The sequence below is a fragment of the Kitasatospora sp. NPDC096147 genome (genome assembly GCF_044763225.1).
GTDB lineage: Bacteria > Actinomycetota > Actinomycetes > Streptomycetales > Streptomycetaceae > Kitasatospora.
The window spans coordinates 55,336-72,441 of sequence record NZ_JBIWFX010000024.1 but is presented as its reverse complement, the minus strand read 5'-3'; the positions used below and the strand labels follow the sequence as shown (position 1 = coordinate 72,441).

Sequence of the window (17,106 nt, the reverse complement as noted above, 5' to 3'; positions counted from 1 at the left end):
AGCGGCTCGTCAGCGGCCCCGCCCGGCGCCCTCGCCGAGCGGGGCCGTCGGGTTCCGGCGCAGCTTCCGCACCAGGTCCTCGGCGGCCTTCCGGCGCCGCTCCTCCGCGTCGGCGCGACGCCGCGCCCTGGTCAACTCCTCCCTGGTCCTGGCCAGTTCATGACGGAGCAGGGCCACTCCGTTCGGCTGGTCGGCCTCGCCGGGCGCGGTCGGGACGGCTCGGGAGTCCGGGCCTCCACCGGGCGGCCTCCGGCGGTTGATGGCCTGGTGCACGGACTTCAGAGCGCTCGGCTCGCTCCGGTCGATGGCCGCCAGCAGCGCTTCGGCCGGTCCGTCCCAGCCCCGTCGGCGCAGGGCGTCCAGGAGTTCCGCGACCGACTGCCGTGGCCGGAGTGCGGCGGACGCGGTCAGCTCCGGGGCGCCGTCGGGGTCGTCCACGGACCGGATCAGCAGGGCGAGGGCGTCGTCGGTGCTGCGGTTCCCGGCGGCCCAGGCGAGCAGCGCGGTGCCCGACTCCGGCAGTCCGACCTCCGCCAGCCGGTCGGCCACCTCGACCAGGTCGGTCAGTGGCCGGCCGGCGGTGGCCAGCGAGAGCAGCTGGACCAGCCGGCCGCTGCGGGTGCCGCGCAGCTCGGCGGCGAACTCCCGGACGTCCTCGGCGGACCGGTGCCAGAGGAAGGCGCCGGCCAGTTCGGCGGCCTGCCCCGAGAGGTTGAGGGAGTGGAGCAGTTCGGCGATCGCGGCGGCCTCGGCGGGCGGGTGCGAGGCCGCGCAGCGCTGCCGGAGCAGCCGCAGCCGGTGGTCGCGGGTGCCGTGCGGCATGGCGGCCAGGGCCCGGACCACGTGGCTCGCCACCTCGGACCTGATCAGCCGGTCGACGGCCCGGCCGGCCAGCGGATCGAGCCCGCGCCGGGACAGCTCGTCCAGGACGTTCGCCGCGTGCAGCGGGGACCGGTGCTGGATGACGCCGGTGACGAGCCGTTCGGCCAGTGGGGCGGAGCCGCTCCGGTTCAGGAGCACCGTCACCTCCACCTGCTCGTGGACCCAGCGGGTGCGCGCGGCGTGGTCGACGCACCGCTCGGCCGCGCCGGGGAGCCGGTCGTCGCCGGCGAGTGCGGCCAGCAGGGCCGCGAGTTCGGGCACCCGCAGGCGGGTCGCGGCCTCGGTGACCAGGGCGGGGCCGAGCCGGGAGCTTCGGGCCCCGGAGTCCAGCCGTGCCACGACCTGGTGGACGAAGGCACCGGGACGGGTCAGTGCGACGGTGTCCAGGGCCACCGCGACGCAGCCGTCCAGCCGGTGCCGGTGGAGCCTCGTCAGCAGTTCGACCACCTCGGGCAGTTCACGGTCCCGCAGGGCGTCCGGGACGGCCGCCTCGGCCTTCTGCGGAGTGCCCGCCTCGTCGAGGGCGGCGAAGAGCGCCACGGTGTCCGCCACCGTCCTGGTGCGGCTGGCGGCCCGGATCAGCTCGGTGGCCAGCGTTTCGTGCCGCCGCTGGGTCCGGGCGACCAGGCCCGCCAGCTCGCCGACCGGGACGTGGTCCATGTCGTTCAGCAGGCTGGCCAGGTCCCCGCTGCGCCGGGCCGGGCCGGAGGCGAACCGCAACCGCCAGACCAGGTGCCGGCACTGCTCCTCCGTCCGCAGTGCCCAGGCCCGCTCGCGCAGCAGCTCCTCCCGCAGCTGGTCGACCTGCCGGCGGAGCGCGTCGCGCTCCCGCTCGACCCGCAGGTAGTCCTCGTCCCGGGTCCGGGCCCGGTCCGAGCGGATCGTCCGGTAGCGCTCCTCCAGGGACCGCAGGACGGACTCCTGGCACGCGAGCTCCCGGACCAGGGCGTCCTGGTCCTGGAGGCAGTCGGACAACTCCTTCCGGCACTCCGCCAGTTGGGACTCCAGCTGCTGGACCGCACTGCCGGTGCGCAGGAGCCGGTCGCGCAGCCCGAGCAGCCTGTCCCGGTCGGCCGGGCTGACCGGGCGGCCGTCCGCCGCCAGGTCCTCGAACAGACCGGTGAGGAACTCGACCGGCGGCACCCGGTCGCCGTTGAGGTACCGGCACAGCGCGGAGGAGGTGAGGTGACGCCGCTTCCCGTAGGCGCGGTAGGACTGGTTGAGCGAGGCGAACAGCGGCCGGAGCTGCGTCGCGAGGGCCTGCCGTGCTCCGAAGGACGCGTCGGTCCGCAGGGCGGGTGGGTTCCCCACCGGTTCTTCGATCGCCACCGTGCTGTCCTTGCCGCCTCGTTGACCGTCCGTCAGGGCCCGGTGCCGGCCGTTCCCCGCCATGATTGTCCAGCCGGGCGCAGCCCGCCGGAGCTGTTCCCGGCGCATTGTCAACAGTGCTCCGGCACCGGGGACGCGTCTCCGCTCCCGCAACACCCGGGCGGTGCGGGAGGGTCGGAGCACTGTCCGCCGACCCTCGGGAGCCCCGGTGCCGCGTACCGCCCTCGTCCTGCTCGCCACCGCCGTGGTGCTGCTGTTCGCCCTGCTGGTGGCGGCGGGCGCGGCCAAGCTGGCCCGGCTGGAGGGGGCGGGGCGGGCGGCGGCGGTGCGGGCCGGAGCGGTGGCGTTCGCCGGGACCGTCACGCTCGTGCTGGCGGGGGTGTCCGTGCTGGCCGAGGTGCTCGGCTGACTGGGCCGTACGGATGGTGTCGGTGCGATCGTCGGAGTGGTGCGGCGGGGCTCCGCCGGGGCGGGCGCATGCTCGACCGGTGACCAAGACAACGGGTGATGGGTCGGGCAAGCGCGGCGAGATCGCGGGGATCCCCACGCGGGCGATCGCGATCGGGGCGATCGTGGTGCTGGCGGTGTGGTTCCTGCTGGCGAACCTGGACAAGGTGAAGATCCAGTTCTGGGTGTTCACGGTGACCGCGCCGCTGTGGATCGCGCTGCTGGCGACGCTGATCGCGGGCGGGGCGCTGGGCTGGCTGCTCAAGGGGCGGCGCTCGAAGTGAGCGGGACGGCCGCGTTCACCCCGCTGATCGAACTGCGCGGGGTCAACAAGCACTTCGGCGCCCTGCACGTGCTCCAGGAGATCGACCTCACGGTCGGCCGGGGCGAGGTGGTGGTGGTGATCGGGCCGTCCGGGTCGGGCAAGTCGACGCTCTGCCGCGCGGTCAACCGGCTGGAGCAGATCGAGTCCGGCACGATCACCATCGACGGGGTGCCGCTGCCCGAGGAGGGCAAGGGACTGGCGAAGCTGCGGGCCGAGGTCGGCATGGTGTTCCAGTCCTTCAACCTCTTCGCGCACAAGACGGTGCTGCAGAACGTGGTGCTGGCCCAGGTGAAGGTCAGGAAGCGCGCCAAGGCGGAGGCCGAGGCCAAGGCCCGGGCCCTGCTGGACCGGGTCGGGCTGGCCGCGCAGGCGGACAAGTACCCGGCCCAGCTCTCCGGCGGGCAGCAGCAACGCGTCGCCATCGCAAGGGCGTTGGCGATGGACCCGAAGGCGCTGCTGTTCGACGAGCCGACCTCCGCCCTCGACCCGGAGATGATCAACGAGGTGCTGGACGTGATGAAGGGCCTCGCCGACGAGGGCATGACGATGGTGGTGGTGACCCACGAGATGGGCTTCGCCCGCAGCGCGGCCCACCGGGTGGTCTTCATGGCGGACGGGCAGATCCTGGAGGACCGCGCGCCGGAGGACTTCTTCGCCGCCCCGGAGACGGACCGGGCGAAGGACTTCCTCTCCAAGATCCTCAAGCACTGAGGGGCGGTCAGCGATGAGACGGCTCACGGTCGTTGCGGTGCTGCTGCTCACGGCCGCCGCCTGCGGCAAGCCCGGCACCCCGCCCCCCAAGGGCCCGCAGCCGAGCGCGCTGCCCAGCTACCAGGTGGGCAGCGCCGACGCGGTGCAGGGCTCGCCGACCCTGGACGCGGCCCGCAGCCGGGGCCGGCTGGTGGTCGGGGCCAAGGAGGACCAGCCGTACCTGGGGCAGAAGAACCCGGCCACCGGCGAGTACTCGGGCTTCGACATCGAGATCGCCAAGATGGTGGCGGCCGACCTCGGCTTCGCCCCCGGGCAGATCCAGTTCCGCACCATCGCCTCGGCCAACCGCGAGACGGCGCTGCAGAACGGCCAGGTGGACTACTACGTCGGCACCTACACCATCAACGACAACCGCAAGAAGCTGGTCGGCTTCGCGGGCCCGTACTACATCGCGGGCCAGGGCCTGCTGGTCCGTCAGCAGGAGAAGGACATCACCGGGCCGCAGAGCCTGGCCGGCAAGAAGGTCTGCTCAGCGGCCGGCTCCACCCCGTACCAGCGGATCCAGAAGGACTACCCGCAGGCCACCCTGGTCGGCTACGACACCTACTCGGCCTGCGTGGACAACCTGATCACCGCTCAGGTGGACGCGGTGACCACCGACGACACCATCCTGATGGGCTACGCGGCCAAGGTGCCGGACGAGCTGAAGCTGGTCGGGCAGCCGTTCTCCAAGGAGCCGTACGGCATCGGCACGCCGAGGAACGACACCGTGCTGCGGGCCGCGATCAACGACGCGCTCCGGCACCACGAGGAGAACGGCGACTGGAAGAAGGCGTACGACGCCACCCTCGGACTGTCCGGGGTACCGGCGCCGACGCCGCCGCCCATCGACCGGTACTGACGGAGGAGGCCGCGGGTGAAGGTCCTGACGGACAACTGGTCCACGTACTGGGAGGGCTTCCTCGGCACGGTGGAGCTGACGGCGGTCAGCGCCGCGCTGGCGCTGCTGCTCGGCGTGCTGATGGCGGCCTGCCGGGTCTCGCCGGTGAAGCCGCTGCGCACGCTCGGCACGGCCTGGGTGACGGTGCTCCGCAACACCCCGCTCACCCTGCTGTTCTTCGCGGTGCTGCTGGGGCTGCCGCGCTTCGGCGTCTCGCTGCCGTTCTTCACCTTCGCGGTGCTCGCGCTCGGCTGCTACACCTCGGCCTTCGTCTGCGAGGCGCTCCGCTCGGGGATCAACACGGTGCCGACCGGGCAGGGCGAGGCGGCCCGCAGCCTGGGCATGACCTTCGGTCAGACCCTGGGCCTGGTGGTGCTGCCGCAGGCGTTCCGCTCGGTGGTGGCACCGGTCGGCAGCGTGATGATCGCGCTGGCCAAGAACACCGCGATCGCCGGCTCGTTCTCGGTGGTGGAGCTGCTCGGCACCTACCGGACCATCAACGAGCTGGGCTACAGCATCATCTGGACCTTCGTCTGGATCGCCGCCGGGTACCTGGTGATCACCCTGGCGATCAGCGCGGTCTTCAACCTGATGGAACGGAAGCTGGCGGTGTCCCGGTGAGTGCGACGGCTTCGGCCCTCTACGACGTCCCCGGCCCGAAGGCTGCCGCCCGGCACCGGCTCTACGGGGTGCTGACCACGGTGCTGCTGGCGGCGGCGGTCGGCTGGGTGGTGTGGAAGCTCTTCGACACCGACCAGTTCACCTCCGAGAAGTGGTCGCCGTTCGAGTACAAGGGCGTCCAGGAGCTGCTGCTGCGCGGGCTGGGCAACACGCTCAAGGCCTTCGCGTTGACCGCGGTGCTCTCGCTCCCGTTCGGCGCGCTGTTCGCCGCCGGGCGGCTCTCCGACCACCGGCCGGTGCGCTGGGTCTGCACGGTGGTGGTGGAGTTCTTCCGGGCCATGCCGCTGCTGGTGATGATCTTCTTCATCTTCGTCGCCATGCAGGTGCAGCCGCTCTGGGCCCTGGTGGCCGGGCTCACCCTCTACAACGGCTCGGTGCTGGCCGAGGTCTTCCGGGCCGGCGTGCTGGCGGTGCCGAAGGGGCAGCGCGAGGCCGCCTTCGCGCTCGGCATGCGCAAGACCCAGGTGATGGCGTACGTGCTGGTGCCGCAGGCGAACCGGGCGATGCTGCCGAGCATCATCAGCCAGCTGGTGGTGGCGCTCAAGGACACCTCGCTGGGCTTCCTGATCACCTACGAGGAGTTCCTGCACGCGGGCAAGCTGATCGCCACCAACCTGGACTACGACCTGCCGTTCATCCCGGTGGTGATGGTGATCGCTCCGGTCTACATCGGCATGTGCCTGCTGCTCTCCTGGCTGGCCCGCTGGGTCGAGCAGCGGGGCCGGCGCAGCCCCCGGATCAAGGGCGGGGCACCGATGGCCAAGGCGGGGGTGGCGATGGGCCTGCCTCCTGAGGCACGGTGAGACCGGTGGGACCCAGAAGGAGCTGACGAGGCATCACGGGGCCGTCCCAAAATCTGCTTATGATTCCGGGATGTTCGACACCCGGCACCTGCGCACCTTCCACGAGGTGGTCGCCACCGGCTCCTACTCGGCGGCGGCCCGCGCGCTGGGCTACACCCAGCCCGCGATCACCCAGCAGATGAAGGCGCTGGAGCGCAGCGTCGGGGTCCCGCTGTTCACCCGGGCCGGGCGCGGCCTGCGGCTGACCGAGGCCGGCGAGACGCTGGCCCGGCACGCCGGGACCATCCTGGACGGCATGCACACCGCCCAGCAGCAGTTGGGCGCGCTGGCCCGGCTGCGGGCCGGCCGGGTCCGGGTCTGCGCCTTCCCCAGCGCCAACGCCACCCTGATCCCGGCCGCGATGGCCCGGCTCCAGGCCGAGCATCCCGGCATCCGGGTCGAGCTGCTGGAGGCCGAACCGCCCGAGTCGGTCCAGCGGCTGGTGCGCGGCGAGTGCGACATCGCGCTGGCCTTCGGCTACCCGGGTGCTGACCCCGAGGTGCCGCCCGAGGTGCAGGTGACCCCGCTGATGGAGGACCAGCTCACCGTACTGCTCCCGCTCGGCCACCCGCTGGCACGCCGTCAGGCGGTGCGGATCGCCGACCTCGCCGAGGAGCGCTGGATCGCCGGCTGCCCGCGCTGCCGGGCCAATCTGCTCCAGGTCTGCGCCGACCAGGGCTTCGCCCCCGACGTGGTCTTCACCACCGACGACAACCTCGCCGTGCAGAGCCTGGTGGCCGCCGGGGTCGGCATCGCGCTGATGCCGGCCCTGGTGCTCTCCTTCATGTGCCACGCCAAGGTCACCGGCCGGCTCGCCGAGCCGCACGTGCGCCGCCGGGTGAGCGCCTACGTGCTCCGCGACCACCTCCGGGTGCCCGCCACCGGACTGGTGCTGGACGAGCTGACCCGAGCCGCCGCCGCCCGGGTCGGCTGCTGACCGGCCCCGGACCACCGTCCCGCCCACCGCCCCGAGGGTCACCCCGTCGACCGGGCCCCGCGTGCCCTCCGGGACGACCATCCGGCCGGCCGCCCCCCGCCTCCCGCCGACCCGGACGGCCGACCGCCGAAAGGGCGACGGACGTACCCGAACGCCCCGTCATCCATAAGCGCGAGCAGCCACGATGCCAACGGATCCTCGTTGGACGCCCTCGCGCGTGCGCCGCACGCTCGGTGGCATGACAACCACCACCGCGCCCCTGGACGCCTGTACCGAGCGGATGCACGGCCTGGTCGACGAGCTGCGCCGCGTGGTCGGCCGGGCCCTGCCGCCGGAGCTGACGGTCCGGCTGGTCGCCGCCGCGCTCGCCCCGCACCTCGGCAGCCCGGACCTGCTCACCCCCGCCCAGCAGGAGGGCGACCCGGACCGCTACCGTCAGCACCTGCTGCACGCCGAGCCGGACGGCAGCCTCTCGGTGGCCGCCCTGGTCTGGCTGCCCGGCCAGCACACCGCGATCCACGACCACGTCTCCTGGTGCGCCACCGGCGTGCACCGGGGCGAGGAGAGCGAGCGCCGCTACCTGCTGGTCCCGGACGGCCCCACCGGCCGGCTGGTCGCGACCGAGGACGTGACCAACTGTCAGGGCGAGGTCTGCGGCTTCACCCCGCCCGGTGACATCCACCGGGTGGCGAACACCGGCACCGGCACCGCGATCTCGCTGCACGTCTACGGCGCCGACCTGGCCCGGCTCGGCAGCAGCATCCGCCGGGTCTACCGGCAGCCGGCCGAGGGCTGAACCACCATGGCCCTCACGCTGCGCGCCGTCGCCCACCCCACCCTGCCCGGTCCGGTCCGCCGGCACGGCCCCGGTCTCGCCCTGGCCGCCGCCGGGGTGGCGCTGGCCTGGGCCGTGCACCGGGCCGTCCCGGCGGTGCCGATGCTCACCGCCGCCGTGGTGCTCGGGGTGACGGCGGGTCAGCTGCCCGCGCTGCGCCCGCTGGTCGGCGGCGCGGCCAAGGCCGGGCTCGGGCTCGCGTCCAAGCGGCTGATGCGGGCCGGGATCGTGCTGCTCGGCCTCAAGCTCGGACTGCGGGACGTGCTCGGCCTCGGCTGGGCGAGCGTGCTGATGGTGCTCACTGTGGTGGCCGCCACCTTCGCCGGCACCGTCTGGCTGGGCCGCCGGCTCGGCCTGCCCGGCGACCAGCCGCTGCTGATCGCCACCGGCTACTCGATCTGCGGGGCCTCGGCGATCGGCGCGGTCGGCCAGGCGGCCGGCAGCGAGGAGGAGGACATGGCCACCTCGGCCGCCCTGGTCACCCTCTGCGGCACGCTGGCCATCGCCGTGCTGCCGCTGCTGCGCACCCCGCTCGGGCTGGACGCCGGGGAGTTCGGCCGCTGGGTCGGCGCCGGGGTGCACGACGTCGGCCAGGTGGTGGCCACCGCGCAGGGCGCCGGGGCGGAGGCGCTGCGCGAGGCGGTGCTGGTGAAGCTGATGCGGGTGGCGATGCTGGCCCCGCTGGTGGCCGGGGTCGGCATCGTGCTGGCCCGTCGCCGTCCGCGCGGTGCGGCGGCCGGGGCCAGGCCGCCGGTGCTGCCGCTGTTCGTGCTCGGCTTCCTGGCCATGGTGGCGGTGAACAGCACCGGGCTGGTCCCGGCGGTCGCGCTCTCGCTGGCCGCGCACGCCCAGGAACTCCTGCTCGCCACCGCCCTGTTCGCCCTCGGCAGCGCCGTCCGGCTGTCCTCGCTGACCCGGACCGGCGCCCGGGTGGCGCTGCTCGGCCTGGCCTCCTGGGTGCTGATCGCCGGGGTCGCCTACGGCGGCGTGCTGCTCACGTCCTGAGTCGGTCACGGATCGCCGCCCGGGGTCGACGCACCCTCTCCGGGCGGGGCATCCTCGCCGCAGGGGGTGAGGGCGATGGAGTTCGAACGGGCCGGGCGGTTGCGCCGCCGGGGCGGGCGGGTGCTGGCCTTCGCGGTGGCGGTGCTGCTGGCGGACGGGGCCTGGGTGGTGCAGGCCGGCCCGGGGGACGCCGGGCAGTACGCGCTGCTGGGGGTGGGGCTGCTCGCGGCGGTCTTCGCGGTCTCGCAACTCCGGGAGGCGGCACGGCCATTCAGGCTGCGGGTGGACGAGCACGGGATCGCGCTGCACGACCGCGAGCTGAGCTGGGCCGAGATCACCGCCGTCGCCCTGGAGTACCCCGAAGCGGTCGAGGACTACGAGGGCACCGGCCGGGCCTACCCCGATCCGCTGCTGGTGCTCTGGCCGGTGCCCGGCGTGGCGCTGGACGCCGAACCGGCCGGGGCCCGCGGCGGCCACCCGGGGTACGCGGTCACCCGCTGCACCGATCTGACGCCCGGGGTGGCCGAGTTGAGCGCCGCACTGGCCCGCTGAGGCGGGCCGCGGTTCGTCACCGCCCCGGCCGGGATCGGTGCCGAGCCGCCGGGCGGGCTGCCGGCCGGCTACCACGGCCCCGAGGAGTGGCAGGAGTACCTCGTCACCGACGGCTCGCACCGCCGCGCGGCGCTGGCCCGCGCGGTCTGGGTGCTCGGGCTGCTGTACGGCACGGCGGTCGGGCTCGGACTGGCCGGGGTGGCGTCCTTCGCCGCCTTCACCCGGGCCCCGCTGTTCCCGTTCGGCCTGCTGGCGCCCTACCTGGTGGTGGCCGGCCTGTCCCGGGCCCGCCGCTACCGCCGCCGGGCCCGGCACCCGAGGCGGCTGCGGATCGGCAGCCGGGGCATCGGGATGCGCGAGCGCGGCGGCACCGAACTGCTGCTGGACTGGGCCGAGCTGACGGCGGTGCGGATCGCCCCCCGGCCGGACCGGACCGACGGCGTGGCCTGGCTCACGGTCTGGGCGGTGCCGGGCACCCGGTACGGCGGCTCCGGCGATTTCCGGCAGGACGGGCTGTGGGCCCGCGCCCTGGTGCCGGTGCGCGAGCTGCCGGCCGGCCGGGTCACCGTCGGCGAGGCGCTGCGCCGGTACGGCGGCGGACGGTTCCGGGAGAGCGGCTAGAGTCGGGGGCGGACAGCCGCGGACGAACGACCGAAGGACCCAGCGAGATGACCGTGCCCCCGATGACCGATCTGCCGGACCGGGACGGCTTCGAGGCCCCCGTCACGATCGACCGCCGGGAGGGCCCGTACGGCGAGGTGGCGCTGCGGCGGCGCGGCGCGCACTACGAGGTGATCGCCAACGGCTGCTTCCTGATGGACACCGCCGACGGCCGCTCCGAGCGGCTGCTGGTCCAGGCCGCCCTGGACCAGCTGGCCGGTGTCGAGCGGCCGAGCGTGCTGATCGGCGGCCTGGGCGTCGGCTTCTCGCTGGCGTACGCGGCGGCCGAGCCGCGCTGGGGCCGGATCGCGGTGGCCGAGCGGGAGGACGCCATCATCGACTGGCACCGCACCGGCCCGCTGGCCGCCTTCTCCGAGCACGCGCTGGACGACCCCCGGGTCGCCGTGCTGCACGGTGACCTGGTCGGCTACCTGGCGGGTGAGGGCGAGCGCTTCGACGCGCTCTGCCTCGACATCGACAACGGCCCGGACTGGACCGTCACCGAGGAGAACTCCGGCCTCTACGGCCCGGCCGGGCTGGCCGCCGCGCAGCGGCGGCTCAACCCCGGCGGCGTGCTGGCGGTGTGGAGCGCCCAGCCGTCCGCCGCCTTCGAGGAGGCGCTGCGGACGGCCGGCTTCGCGGACGTGCGCACCGAGGAGATCCCGGTGCTGCGCGGCGTGCCCGATGTGGTCCACCTGGCACGCCGCGCGGGCTGAGCCCGACGGTCGAGGCCCCGTCAGGCCACTGCTCCGGGGCGCTACTTCAGACCGCTGTCCACGGCGGTCATCAGCTCGCCGTTCGGGGTGTCCCCGTCGAACGACCAGATCATCGCGCCCGCCAGGCCCTGGGACTTGATCCAGGCGGTCTTGCGGGCGATCTCGGTCGGGTCGTCGTAGGTGTAGAAGACCGAGCCGTTGTAGATGTAGGAGTGGCCGGCCACCGGGTCCCGGTAGATGGTGTAACCACCGCTGGTGGCCATGGTCTTGAGCTTCTTGTAGTCCTCGAAGCCGGCCTCGTACGAGCCCGGCGCGGGCCCGGTCGCGGTCTGGAACAGGCCGTTGGTGGTGCCGCGCGGCACGCCCGTCCAGCCCCGGCCGTAGAACGGGATGCCCAGCGTCAGCTTGGACTTGGGGGCGCCCCGGGTCAGGTAGGCGTTGATGGCGATCTCGGAGCTGAACTGCCGGGCCACCGGGTTCGGGTCGCCGGCCGCGAGCTTGATGCCGGACTGCTGGTTGGTCTGCAGCTCCCAGCCGCCGTGGTAGTCGTAACCCTGGATGGTGGCGAAGTCGAAGGCGCCGAACAGGCCGGGCACGTCGATGCCGAGGTCCACCTTGGCCGGGTCGGCCGGCAGGAAGGCGGAGAGGGTGTACTTCTTGCCGGTGGTGGCGGTCAGCGCGTCCAGCTGGCGGCGGAACTCCTGGGCCAGCAGGGTGTAGTTGGCCTTGTCGGCCGGGCGGATGACGTTCCCGAGGTGGCCCTCGGAGTTCGGCCACTCCCAGTCCAGGTCGATGCCGTCGAAGATCCCGGCGGCCGAGCCCGCGCCGCCCCGGCCGTCGATGGTCGGCAGGTTCCCCTTGATGTACATGTCGATGCAGGAGCTGACCAGCGCCTTGCGGGAGGCGTCGGTGAGCGAGGCGTCGGAGAACCACTTGCTGTAGGACCAACCGCCCAGCGAGATCTGCATCTTGAGGTTGGGGTACTTGGCCTTGAGTTGCTTCAGCTGGTTGAAGTTGCCGGCCAGCTTCTGGTCCCAGGTGTCGGTGGTGCCGGCCACCGAGCTGCCCGCGTCCCAGCCCCGGCCGAAGTCGGCCCAGGCGTCGCCGGCGCCGTCACCGGCGTTCGGGTCGGAGTCGTTGCCCGCCGCCTTGTTGGTGATGAAGCACTGCTTGGTGGACGGGTGGATGTTGGCGAAGGCGTAGTTGAGGTGGGTCAGCTTGGCCGCCGTGCCGGAGGTGTCCAGCTGCTTGACGCTGTAGCCCCGGGCGTAGACCGACCACTGGGTGAAGTAGCCGATCTTCAGCGCGTTCGGGTTGACCACCTCCTTGGTGGTCCGGGTGGCCACTGGGTCGGAGAGCACCGAGACGTTCCCCGCCGCGTCGCGGGCCTTCACGGTGAAGGTGTAGTCGGTCTCCGGGGTGAGGCCGGAGACCACGGCGTTGGCGGCCGGGACGGTGGTGGCCAGCGCGGCACCGTTGTAGACCTCGTAGGCGGTGACCCCGATGTTGTCCGTGCTGGCGGCCCAACTCAGCGCCACCGAGCGGGAGTCGGGGACGGCGGTGGGGGTGCCGGGCCTGCTCGGCGGGTCGGTGTCCGGCTGCGGCGGCGGGATCACCACGGTGATCGGGCCGCCGGGTGCGGAGCGGTTCCCGGCCGCGTCGAAGGCGACCACGGTGATGCTGTGACTGCCGGTGGCCAGGCCGCCGAGGCTGAGCCCGGTGCCCACCGAGGTGGCGATCTTGACGGAGCCGTCGAAGACGTCGTAGCCGGTGACCCCGACGTTGTCGGCGCTCGCGGTCCAGGAGAGCGCGACCGTGCCGTTGCCGCCCAGGCTCGCCTGGAGGTTGCCCGGAGCGGTCGGCGGGACGGTGTCGGAGCCGCTGCCGTCGCACGGCTTGCCGTTCAACTTGCAGTTGAGCAGCGGCTTGTAGGTGCCGGAGTAGGCGATGTTGAAGCCCAGGCCGTACGAGGCGCCGGGGGCGATCGAGGTCTGCCAGCCCGGCGGTTTGACGGTGACGTGCGAGGCGGCGGCGGTGTAGCTCGCGTTCCAGAGCGCGGCGACGGTGTTCCCGGCCGGCAGGTCGAACTCGAGCACCCAGTTGTTCAGCGCGGTGGTCTCGTTGTTCTTGACGGTGAAGCTGCCCTCGTAGCCGGAGCCCCAGTCGCTGCCCTTGGCGAAGGTGGCGGTGGGGGCGGCGGCCTGGGCGGTGCCGGGCAGGGCCACCGCCAGCAGCGGGGCGATCAACGCCCCCGCCGCGAGCAGGGGCAGGCCGAACCGACGTCTGCGCATGGCTGAACTCCTGTCCAGGGAGCCGCCGCCCGGGGCCCGGACGGTCCGCTCCCTACCTGTGGGGAGGTGACGGTGCCAGGTGCGAATGGTGCTGGGCCGCCGGGCCGTCGGGGTGCCACGGAGATCCTGTGTCCTGCGAGAGTAGGGACGGACCACGGGGCTGGCAATGGGTCTGGACCAGTGTCGTGACCGGGGCGGCCGGAGGGCGCGCGGGCCGCCGGGGAACGGCGACGGCCGCCGGTCGCGAGGCGGGTGCCTCGGGACCGACGGCCGTCGGACGGAGCGTGGACCGACCGTCCGTCAGCCGAACGGGTTGTTCGCGGGCGGTGCGGGCGGGGCCGGGGCGGCGGCAGCGGGGGCCGAGCCGGCCGGCCGGGCGCCGAAGGGGTTGAAGTCCGGCGGCGGGACGTGGACGAAGCGGCCCTTGGGTGCCTCGTCCTCCTCCTGCTCGGCGGCGGCCGGGGCGGCGGCGCGCTTCGGCGGGGCGAAGGGGTTGAAGTCCGCCGGGGGCACGTGGACGAACCGGCCCCTCGGCTTGCCGTCCTCGTCGAGCAGCGGCCCGGGAGCGGCCACCCGCGGCGGGGTGGTCGGGCGCGGCGGAGCCACCGGGGCGGCCGGGGCAGCCGGCTGAGCGGTCGTCACCGTGCCGAACGGGTCGGCCGGCTGGTTGGTGGTCACCGTGCCGAACGGGTCGGCGGCGGCCGGAGCCGCAGCCGGGACGGCCGCCGCCGGGGCGGGGGCCGACGCCTTGGGCGGCGGGGCGCCGAAGGGGTTGAAGTCCGGCGGCGGCACGTGCACGAAGCGGCCCTTGAGCTCCTCCTCGTCCCCGGCCGGCGCGGCGGCGGCCGGGGCGGCAGCGGCGGCGGGCTTCGGCGGGGCGAAGGGGTTGAAGTCCGGCGGGGGCACGTGGACGAACCGGCCCTTGGGCTCCTCCGGCTCGACCGAGGCCAGCCCGGTCGCGGCCGGCTGCTGCTGCGCCGGTGCGGGTGCTGCGGGCGCGGGTGCGGCCACAGGTGCGGGCGGGGGAACGGGCGGGGCGACCGGCGGCGGGGCCACCGGCTGCGGCGGGACGACCGCCTGGACCTCGGGCTGGTACGCCGGCGGCTGGTAGGCGGGCTGCTCCGGCTGGTACGCGGCGGCGGCCTGCGGCTGCTCCTGGGCGGGAGCCTGCGGCGGCAGGGCGGCACGGGTGCCGTCCCAGCCGAGCTGGACGGAGGCCAGGACCTCGGCGAAGGCGGTGGTGTACAGCCCGAAGTCCTCCGGGTGGGCGGTGCCGAGCTGCAGCGTCAGCACCGAGACGCCGTCCGGCAGCGGGAGGAACGCCTCGACCACCGAACTCACCGTGTTGTCCGGTGCGTCCGGCTCGTCGGCGGCCTGGCCGACCGGCAGCAGCAGCTGCGGCACGGTGGCGATCCGGGTCTCCACCAGCACGGCGGCCGGACCGGCCGGCAGCAGCACCGTCCACACCTCGGCCTGCTGCCGGGAGTCGGCCAACTCGGCCGACAGCTCGGTGATCTGACGGCCGGAGCGGCCCAGCGAGACCACCAGCGAGGCCCGGCTCGGACGGCCGTCCACCTCCAGCGCGGCCAGCCCGGCGAAGACCACCCCGGCCGCGGCGGCGGGCTGGGTCAGCAGACCGGTCAGCACCGACCACTCCAGGCGCTCCTGCGCGCCGCCGCCCGCGTACAACTCCTCGGCGACCTCGGCCAGATGACCGGCCCGGTCGGCCCGGCTGCCGCGCGCCACCAGCGGGTGGAAGACCGGCGACACCACGAAGCGGACCTCGACGCCCGCCCCGGTGGCCAGCTCCTCCGGCTCCGCCACCGGCCGGTCCGAGGCGAACCACGCCACGGCGGGCGGGAACTCCGGCCGCAGGAACGCGCCGGCCGCCTCCGACACCACCGGCAGCCCGACCTGAGCGGCCGTCACCGCCTCGGCGGGCAGCCCGCGCAACTCCTTGGCCCCGTACCGGCCGAACAGCTCGGCGGTCGGGGCGTCGGCCTCGGCGAAGGCGGTCACGGTGGACGCCTCCACCACGCTGCCCAGCCCACGGACCGTCAGCCGGCCCGGGCCGGTGCGGGAGAGCCGCAGGCCGAACAGCGCCTCCGCCGCCGGGTGCGTCGACGGCCCGCTGCTCAGCGAGCCCGCCGGGTAGTGCGTGGCCACCCGGCTCAACAGGCTGTCGGCCAGTACGTCGATCGTGGCGCCGATCCGCTCCGCGCCCGCGAAGCCGTCCAGAGTCATGGCGGTGGGCCCCCTCGCTCCCCGGTGGAAATTCCGTTCACTTTCTATCAGAACCCCCGGACGCAGCGGTGCCCGACCTCGGGGCGGGACGGCCGTCCGGCGGCCCGGCGCCGGGGGTGTGCGGCCGGGTGGCACACCGACGGGCCCGGGGGAGCCCGGACCCGGGCGGCGCGGTGGCCACCGCGCCCGGGAGTGCGGCTGTCGGCGCGTGGAAGGCGCCGGGGAGCGGGAGCCGGTGGCGGAGCGCCCGTACGGCGGCCCGCACCGTCGACACCCGGCCCGGCGCCGGGGCCTGACGCGGCGTCGGCTACTCGGGAGCCGCCAGCTCGCCGAGGGCCTCGGGGAGGCCCGGGACGGTGAGCAGCGCGGCGAGCTGGCGGACCAGCTGCGCGGTGGGGCCGTCGTGCGACTCGGTGGCCAGGAAGGCGGCCAGGTCGAGGGCGAGGGCCGGCTCACGGGCGGCGCAGACCACCAGGGCGGCGGTGAACTCCTGGACCAGCTGGAGCTGGAGCACCTCCGGGGGCGTCGAGCCGTCGGCCAGCCAGTCGAGGGAGGTGATCTCGACGTTGGCGATCCAGGCCCGCACGGTGCGCCGGAGGTTGGGACCGGGGTCGCCGACCGAGAGGTGGGAGAGGATCTGCTCGGCCGCCGCCCGGCGGACCTGGTCGATGACGGCCGTGCCGGCCGGGCTGGCGGCCACCGAGCCGCCGCGCAGCAGGGCGGTGAAGCCGGGCCCGTGGCTCTGCACGAAGTCGAGGTAACGGCCCATCACCCGGTGCAGCCGCTCGGAGAGCGGACCCTCCCGGGGCTCCTCGAAGCGGCCGGCCAGCTCCTGGCCGGCCCGCCGGAGGGACTCCTCGTAGAGCGCCTGCTTGCCGGGGAAGTAGTGGTAGACCAGCGGCCGGGAGGCCCCGGCGGCGGCTGCGATGTCGTCGATCGACACGTCTTCGGGGGCGTACCGGCTGAACAGGTCGAGCGCCACCGCGATCAGCTGCTCCCGGCGCTCGTCCACGCTCAGCCGTCGGCGGGGTGCCCGCCCGTCCCGATCCGCCACCGGCGGCGTCCGCGAAACCATGGCGTCACCCTACTGCCCCGGCGTGTCGCTCCGGTGGGAGAGGTAACGCCGGTACGCCTCCAGGCCGTCGGGCACGAACTCCCACTCCGTCAGCCGCTCGGCCAGCTCCGCGTCGGTGAGCCAGCCGTGCCAGTCGATCTCCTCGGCCTGCGGCTGCACCGGGCCGTCCCAACGGGCCTCCCAGACGTCGCAGAACCAGGAGAAGCCGGACTCGGAGAACAGGAAGTTGAACAGCCGACGCGGCACCACCCCGGAGACGCCGAGCTCCTCCTCGGCCTCCCGGACGGCGGCCTCGGCGTAGCTCTCGCCGGTGCCGACCACGCCGCCGACGAAGGCGTCGTACGCGCCCGGACCGTAGCCCTTGGTGGCGGCCCGGCGGTGCACGAAGACCCGGTCCTGCGGATCGCGGACCAGGACGAAGGTGCAGCGGTGGGTCAGACCCCGCCGGTAGACCTCGGCCCGCGAGGCGGTGCCGATCACCGCGTCGTGCTCGTCCACCACGTCCAGGATCTCGTCCTCGTACTTCTGCATGGGGGCACGCTACCGAACCCACCTGACGGGGTGTCGGGGGAGAGGCGACGAGCGGAGGGCGGTCCTCGGCGCCGTACCGGTGATCCGACTATCGTTCAGATGC

General features: G+C 74.2%; 17 protein-coding genes. 12 read left to right on the top strand and 5 right to left on the bottom strand.

What is annotated here, in order from left to right; genetic code table 11:
• Window positions 1-9: 9 nt before the first annotated feature.
• Window positions 10-2,211 (bottom strand): hypothetical protein, encoded by a 2,202-nt coding sequence (locus ACIRBX_RS37580; protein ID WP_402304787.1) that lies wholly within the window; start codon window positions 2,209-2,211, stop codon window positions 10-12.
• Between the two features lie 208 nt (window positions 2,212-2,419).
• Between ACIRBX_RS37580 and ACIRBX_RS37575 the strand changes: the two genes are divergently transcribed.
• The 12 genes from ACIRBX_RS37575 to ACIRBX_RS37520 all read left to right on the top strand — a co-directional run bounded on the left by ACIRBX_RS37575 (window position 2,420) and on the right by ACIRBX_RS37520 (window position 10,862).
• On the top strand, window positions 2,420-2,620 hold the full coding sequence (locus ACIRBX_RS37575) for a hypothetical protein (RefSeq protein WP_402304785.1): 201 nt from the start codon (window positions 2,420-2,422) through the stop codon (window positions 2,618-2,620).
• A gap of 79 nt (window positions 2,621-2,699) precedes the next feature.
• A complete protein-coding gene (locus ACIRBX_RS37570; RefSeq protein WP_402304782.1) occupies window positions 2,700-2,942 on the top strand; it encodes a LapA family protein in 243 nt (80 codons plus the stop codon).
• Window positions 2,943-2,965: 23 nt separating this feature from the next.
• The gene (locus ACIRBX_RS37565; protein WP_402304836.1) at window positions 2,966-3,694 is read left to right on the top strand and encodes an amino acid ABC transporter ATP-binding protein; all 729 of its coding nucleotides are present in this window, start codon (window positions 2,966-2,968) and stop codon (window positions 3,692-3,694) included.
• Between the two features lie 13 nt (window positions 3,695-3,707).
• Window positions 3,708-4,595 carry a glutamate ABC transporter substrate-binding protein gene (locus ACIRBX_RS37560; RefSeq protein ID WP_402304780.1) on the top strand — a complete coding sequence of 296 codons (888 nt, stop codon included), beginning with the start codon at window positions 3,708-3,710 and terminating at the stop codon, window positions 4,593-4,595.
• 15 nt (window positions 4,596-4,610) lie between these two features.
• Window positions 4,611-5,255, top strand: coding sequence for an amino acid ABC transporter permease (locus ACIRBX_RS37555; protein WP_402304779.1), 645 nt, complete (start codon window positions 4,611-4,613; stop codon window positions 5,253-5,255).
• Window positions 5,252-6,118, top strand: a complete 867-nt coding sequence (locus ACIRBX_RS37550; RefSeq protein ID WP_402304777.1) for an amino acid ABC transporter permease — start codon at window positions 5,252-5,254, stop codon at window positions 6,116-6,118. The genes ACIRBX_RS37555 and ACIRBX_RS37550 overlap by 4 nt, the downstream gene beginning before the upstream one ends.
• Before the next feature lie 70 nt (window positions 6,119-6,188).
• Window positions 6,189-7,094, top strand: a complete 906-nt coding sequence (locus ACIRBX_RS37545) for a LysR family transcriptional regulator (protein WP_402304774.1) — start codon at window positions 6,189-6,191, stop codon at window positions 7,092-7,094.
• Window positions 7,095-7,332: 238 nt separating this feature from the next.
• Window positions 7,333-7,890 (top strand): cysteine dioxygenase, encoded by a 558-nt coding sequence (locus ACIRBX_RS37540; protein ID WP_402304771.1) that lies wholly within the window; start codon window positions 7,333-7,335, stop codon window positions 7,888-7,890.
• 6 nt (window positions 7,891-7,896) lie between these two features.
• Window positions 7,897-8,934 carry a YeiH family protein gene (locus ACIRBX_RS37535; protein WP_402304770.1) on the top strand — a complete coding sequence of 346 codons (1,038 nt, stop codon included), beginning with the start codon at window positions 7,897-7,899 and terminating at the stop codon, window positions 8,932-8,934.
• A 75-nt stretch (window positions 8,935-9,009) separates the two neighbouring features.
• Window positions 9,010-9,486, top strand: coding sequence for a hypothetical protein (locus ACIRBX_RS37530; RefSeq protein ID WP_402304768.1), 477 nt, complete (start codon window positions 9,010-9,012; stop codon window positions 9,484-9,486).
• Window positions 9,487-9,636: 150 nt separating this feature from the next.
• Window positions 9,637-10,107, top strand: a complete 471-nt coding sequence (locus ACIRBX_RS37525; RefSeq protein WP_402304767.1) for a hypothetical protein — start codon at window positions 9,637-9,639, stop codon at window positions 10,105-10,107.
• 47 nt (window positions 10,108-10,154) lie between these two features.
• Window positions 10,155-10,862: a spermidine synthase gene (locus ACIRBX_RS37520; RefSeq protein WP_402304765.1), complete on the top strand. Its 708-nt coding sequence runs from the start codon at window positions 10,155-10,157 to the stop codon at window positions 10,860-10,862.
• 41 nt (window positions 10,863-10,903) lie between these two features.
• Here the strand turns inward: ACIRBX_RS37520 and ACIRBX_RS37515 are convergent, their stop codons facing one another.
• The 4 genes from ACIRBX_RS37515 to ACIRBX_RS37500 all read right to left on the bottom strand — a co-directional run bounded on the left by ACIRBX_RS37515 (window position 10,904) and on the right by ACIRBX_RS37500 (window position 17,003).
• The gene (locus tag ACIRBX_RS37515) at window positions 10,904-13,153 is read right to left on the bottom strand and encodes a glycosyl hydrolase family 18 protein (RefSeq protein ID WP_402304763.1); all 2,250 of its coding nucleotides are present in this window, start codon (window positions 13,151-13,153) and stop codon (window positions 10,904-10,906) included.
• 300 nt (window positions 13,154-13,453) lie between these two features.
• Window positions 13,454-15,397, bottom strand: a complete 1,944-nt coding sequence (locus ACIRBX_RS37510; protein WP_402304760.1) for a hypothetical protein — start codon at window positions 15,395-15,397, stop codon at window positions 13,454-13,456.
• A gap of 307 nt (window positions 15,398-15,704) precedes the next feature.
• Window positions 15,705-16,472, bottom strand: coding sequence for a TetR/AcrR family transcriptional regulator (locus ACIRBX_RS37505; RefSeq protein ID WP_402304758.1), 768 nt, complete (start codon window positions 16,470-16,472; stop codon window positions 15,705-15,707).
• 9 nt (window positions 16,473-16,481) lie between these two features.
• Window positions 16,482-17,003, bottom strand: a complete 522-nt coding sequence (locus ACIRBX_RS37500) for an NUDIX hydrolase (protein WP_402304756.1) — start codon at window positions 17,001-17,003, stop codon at window positions 16,482-16,484.
• Window positions 17,004-17,106 lie beyond the last annotated feature (103 nt).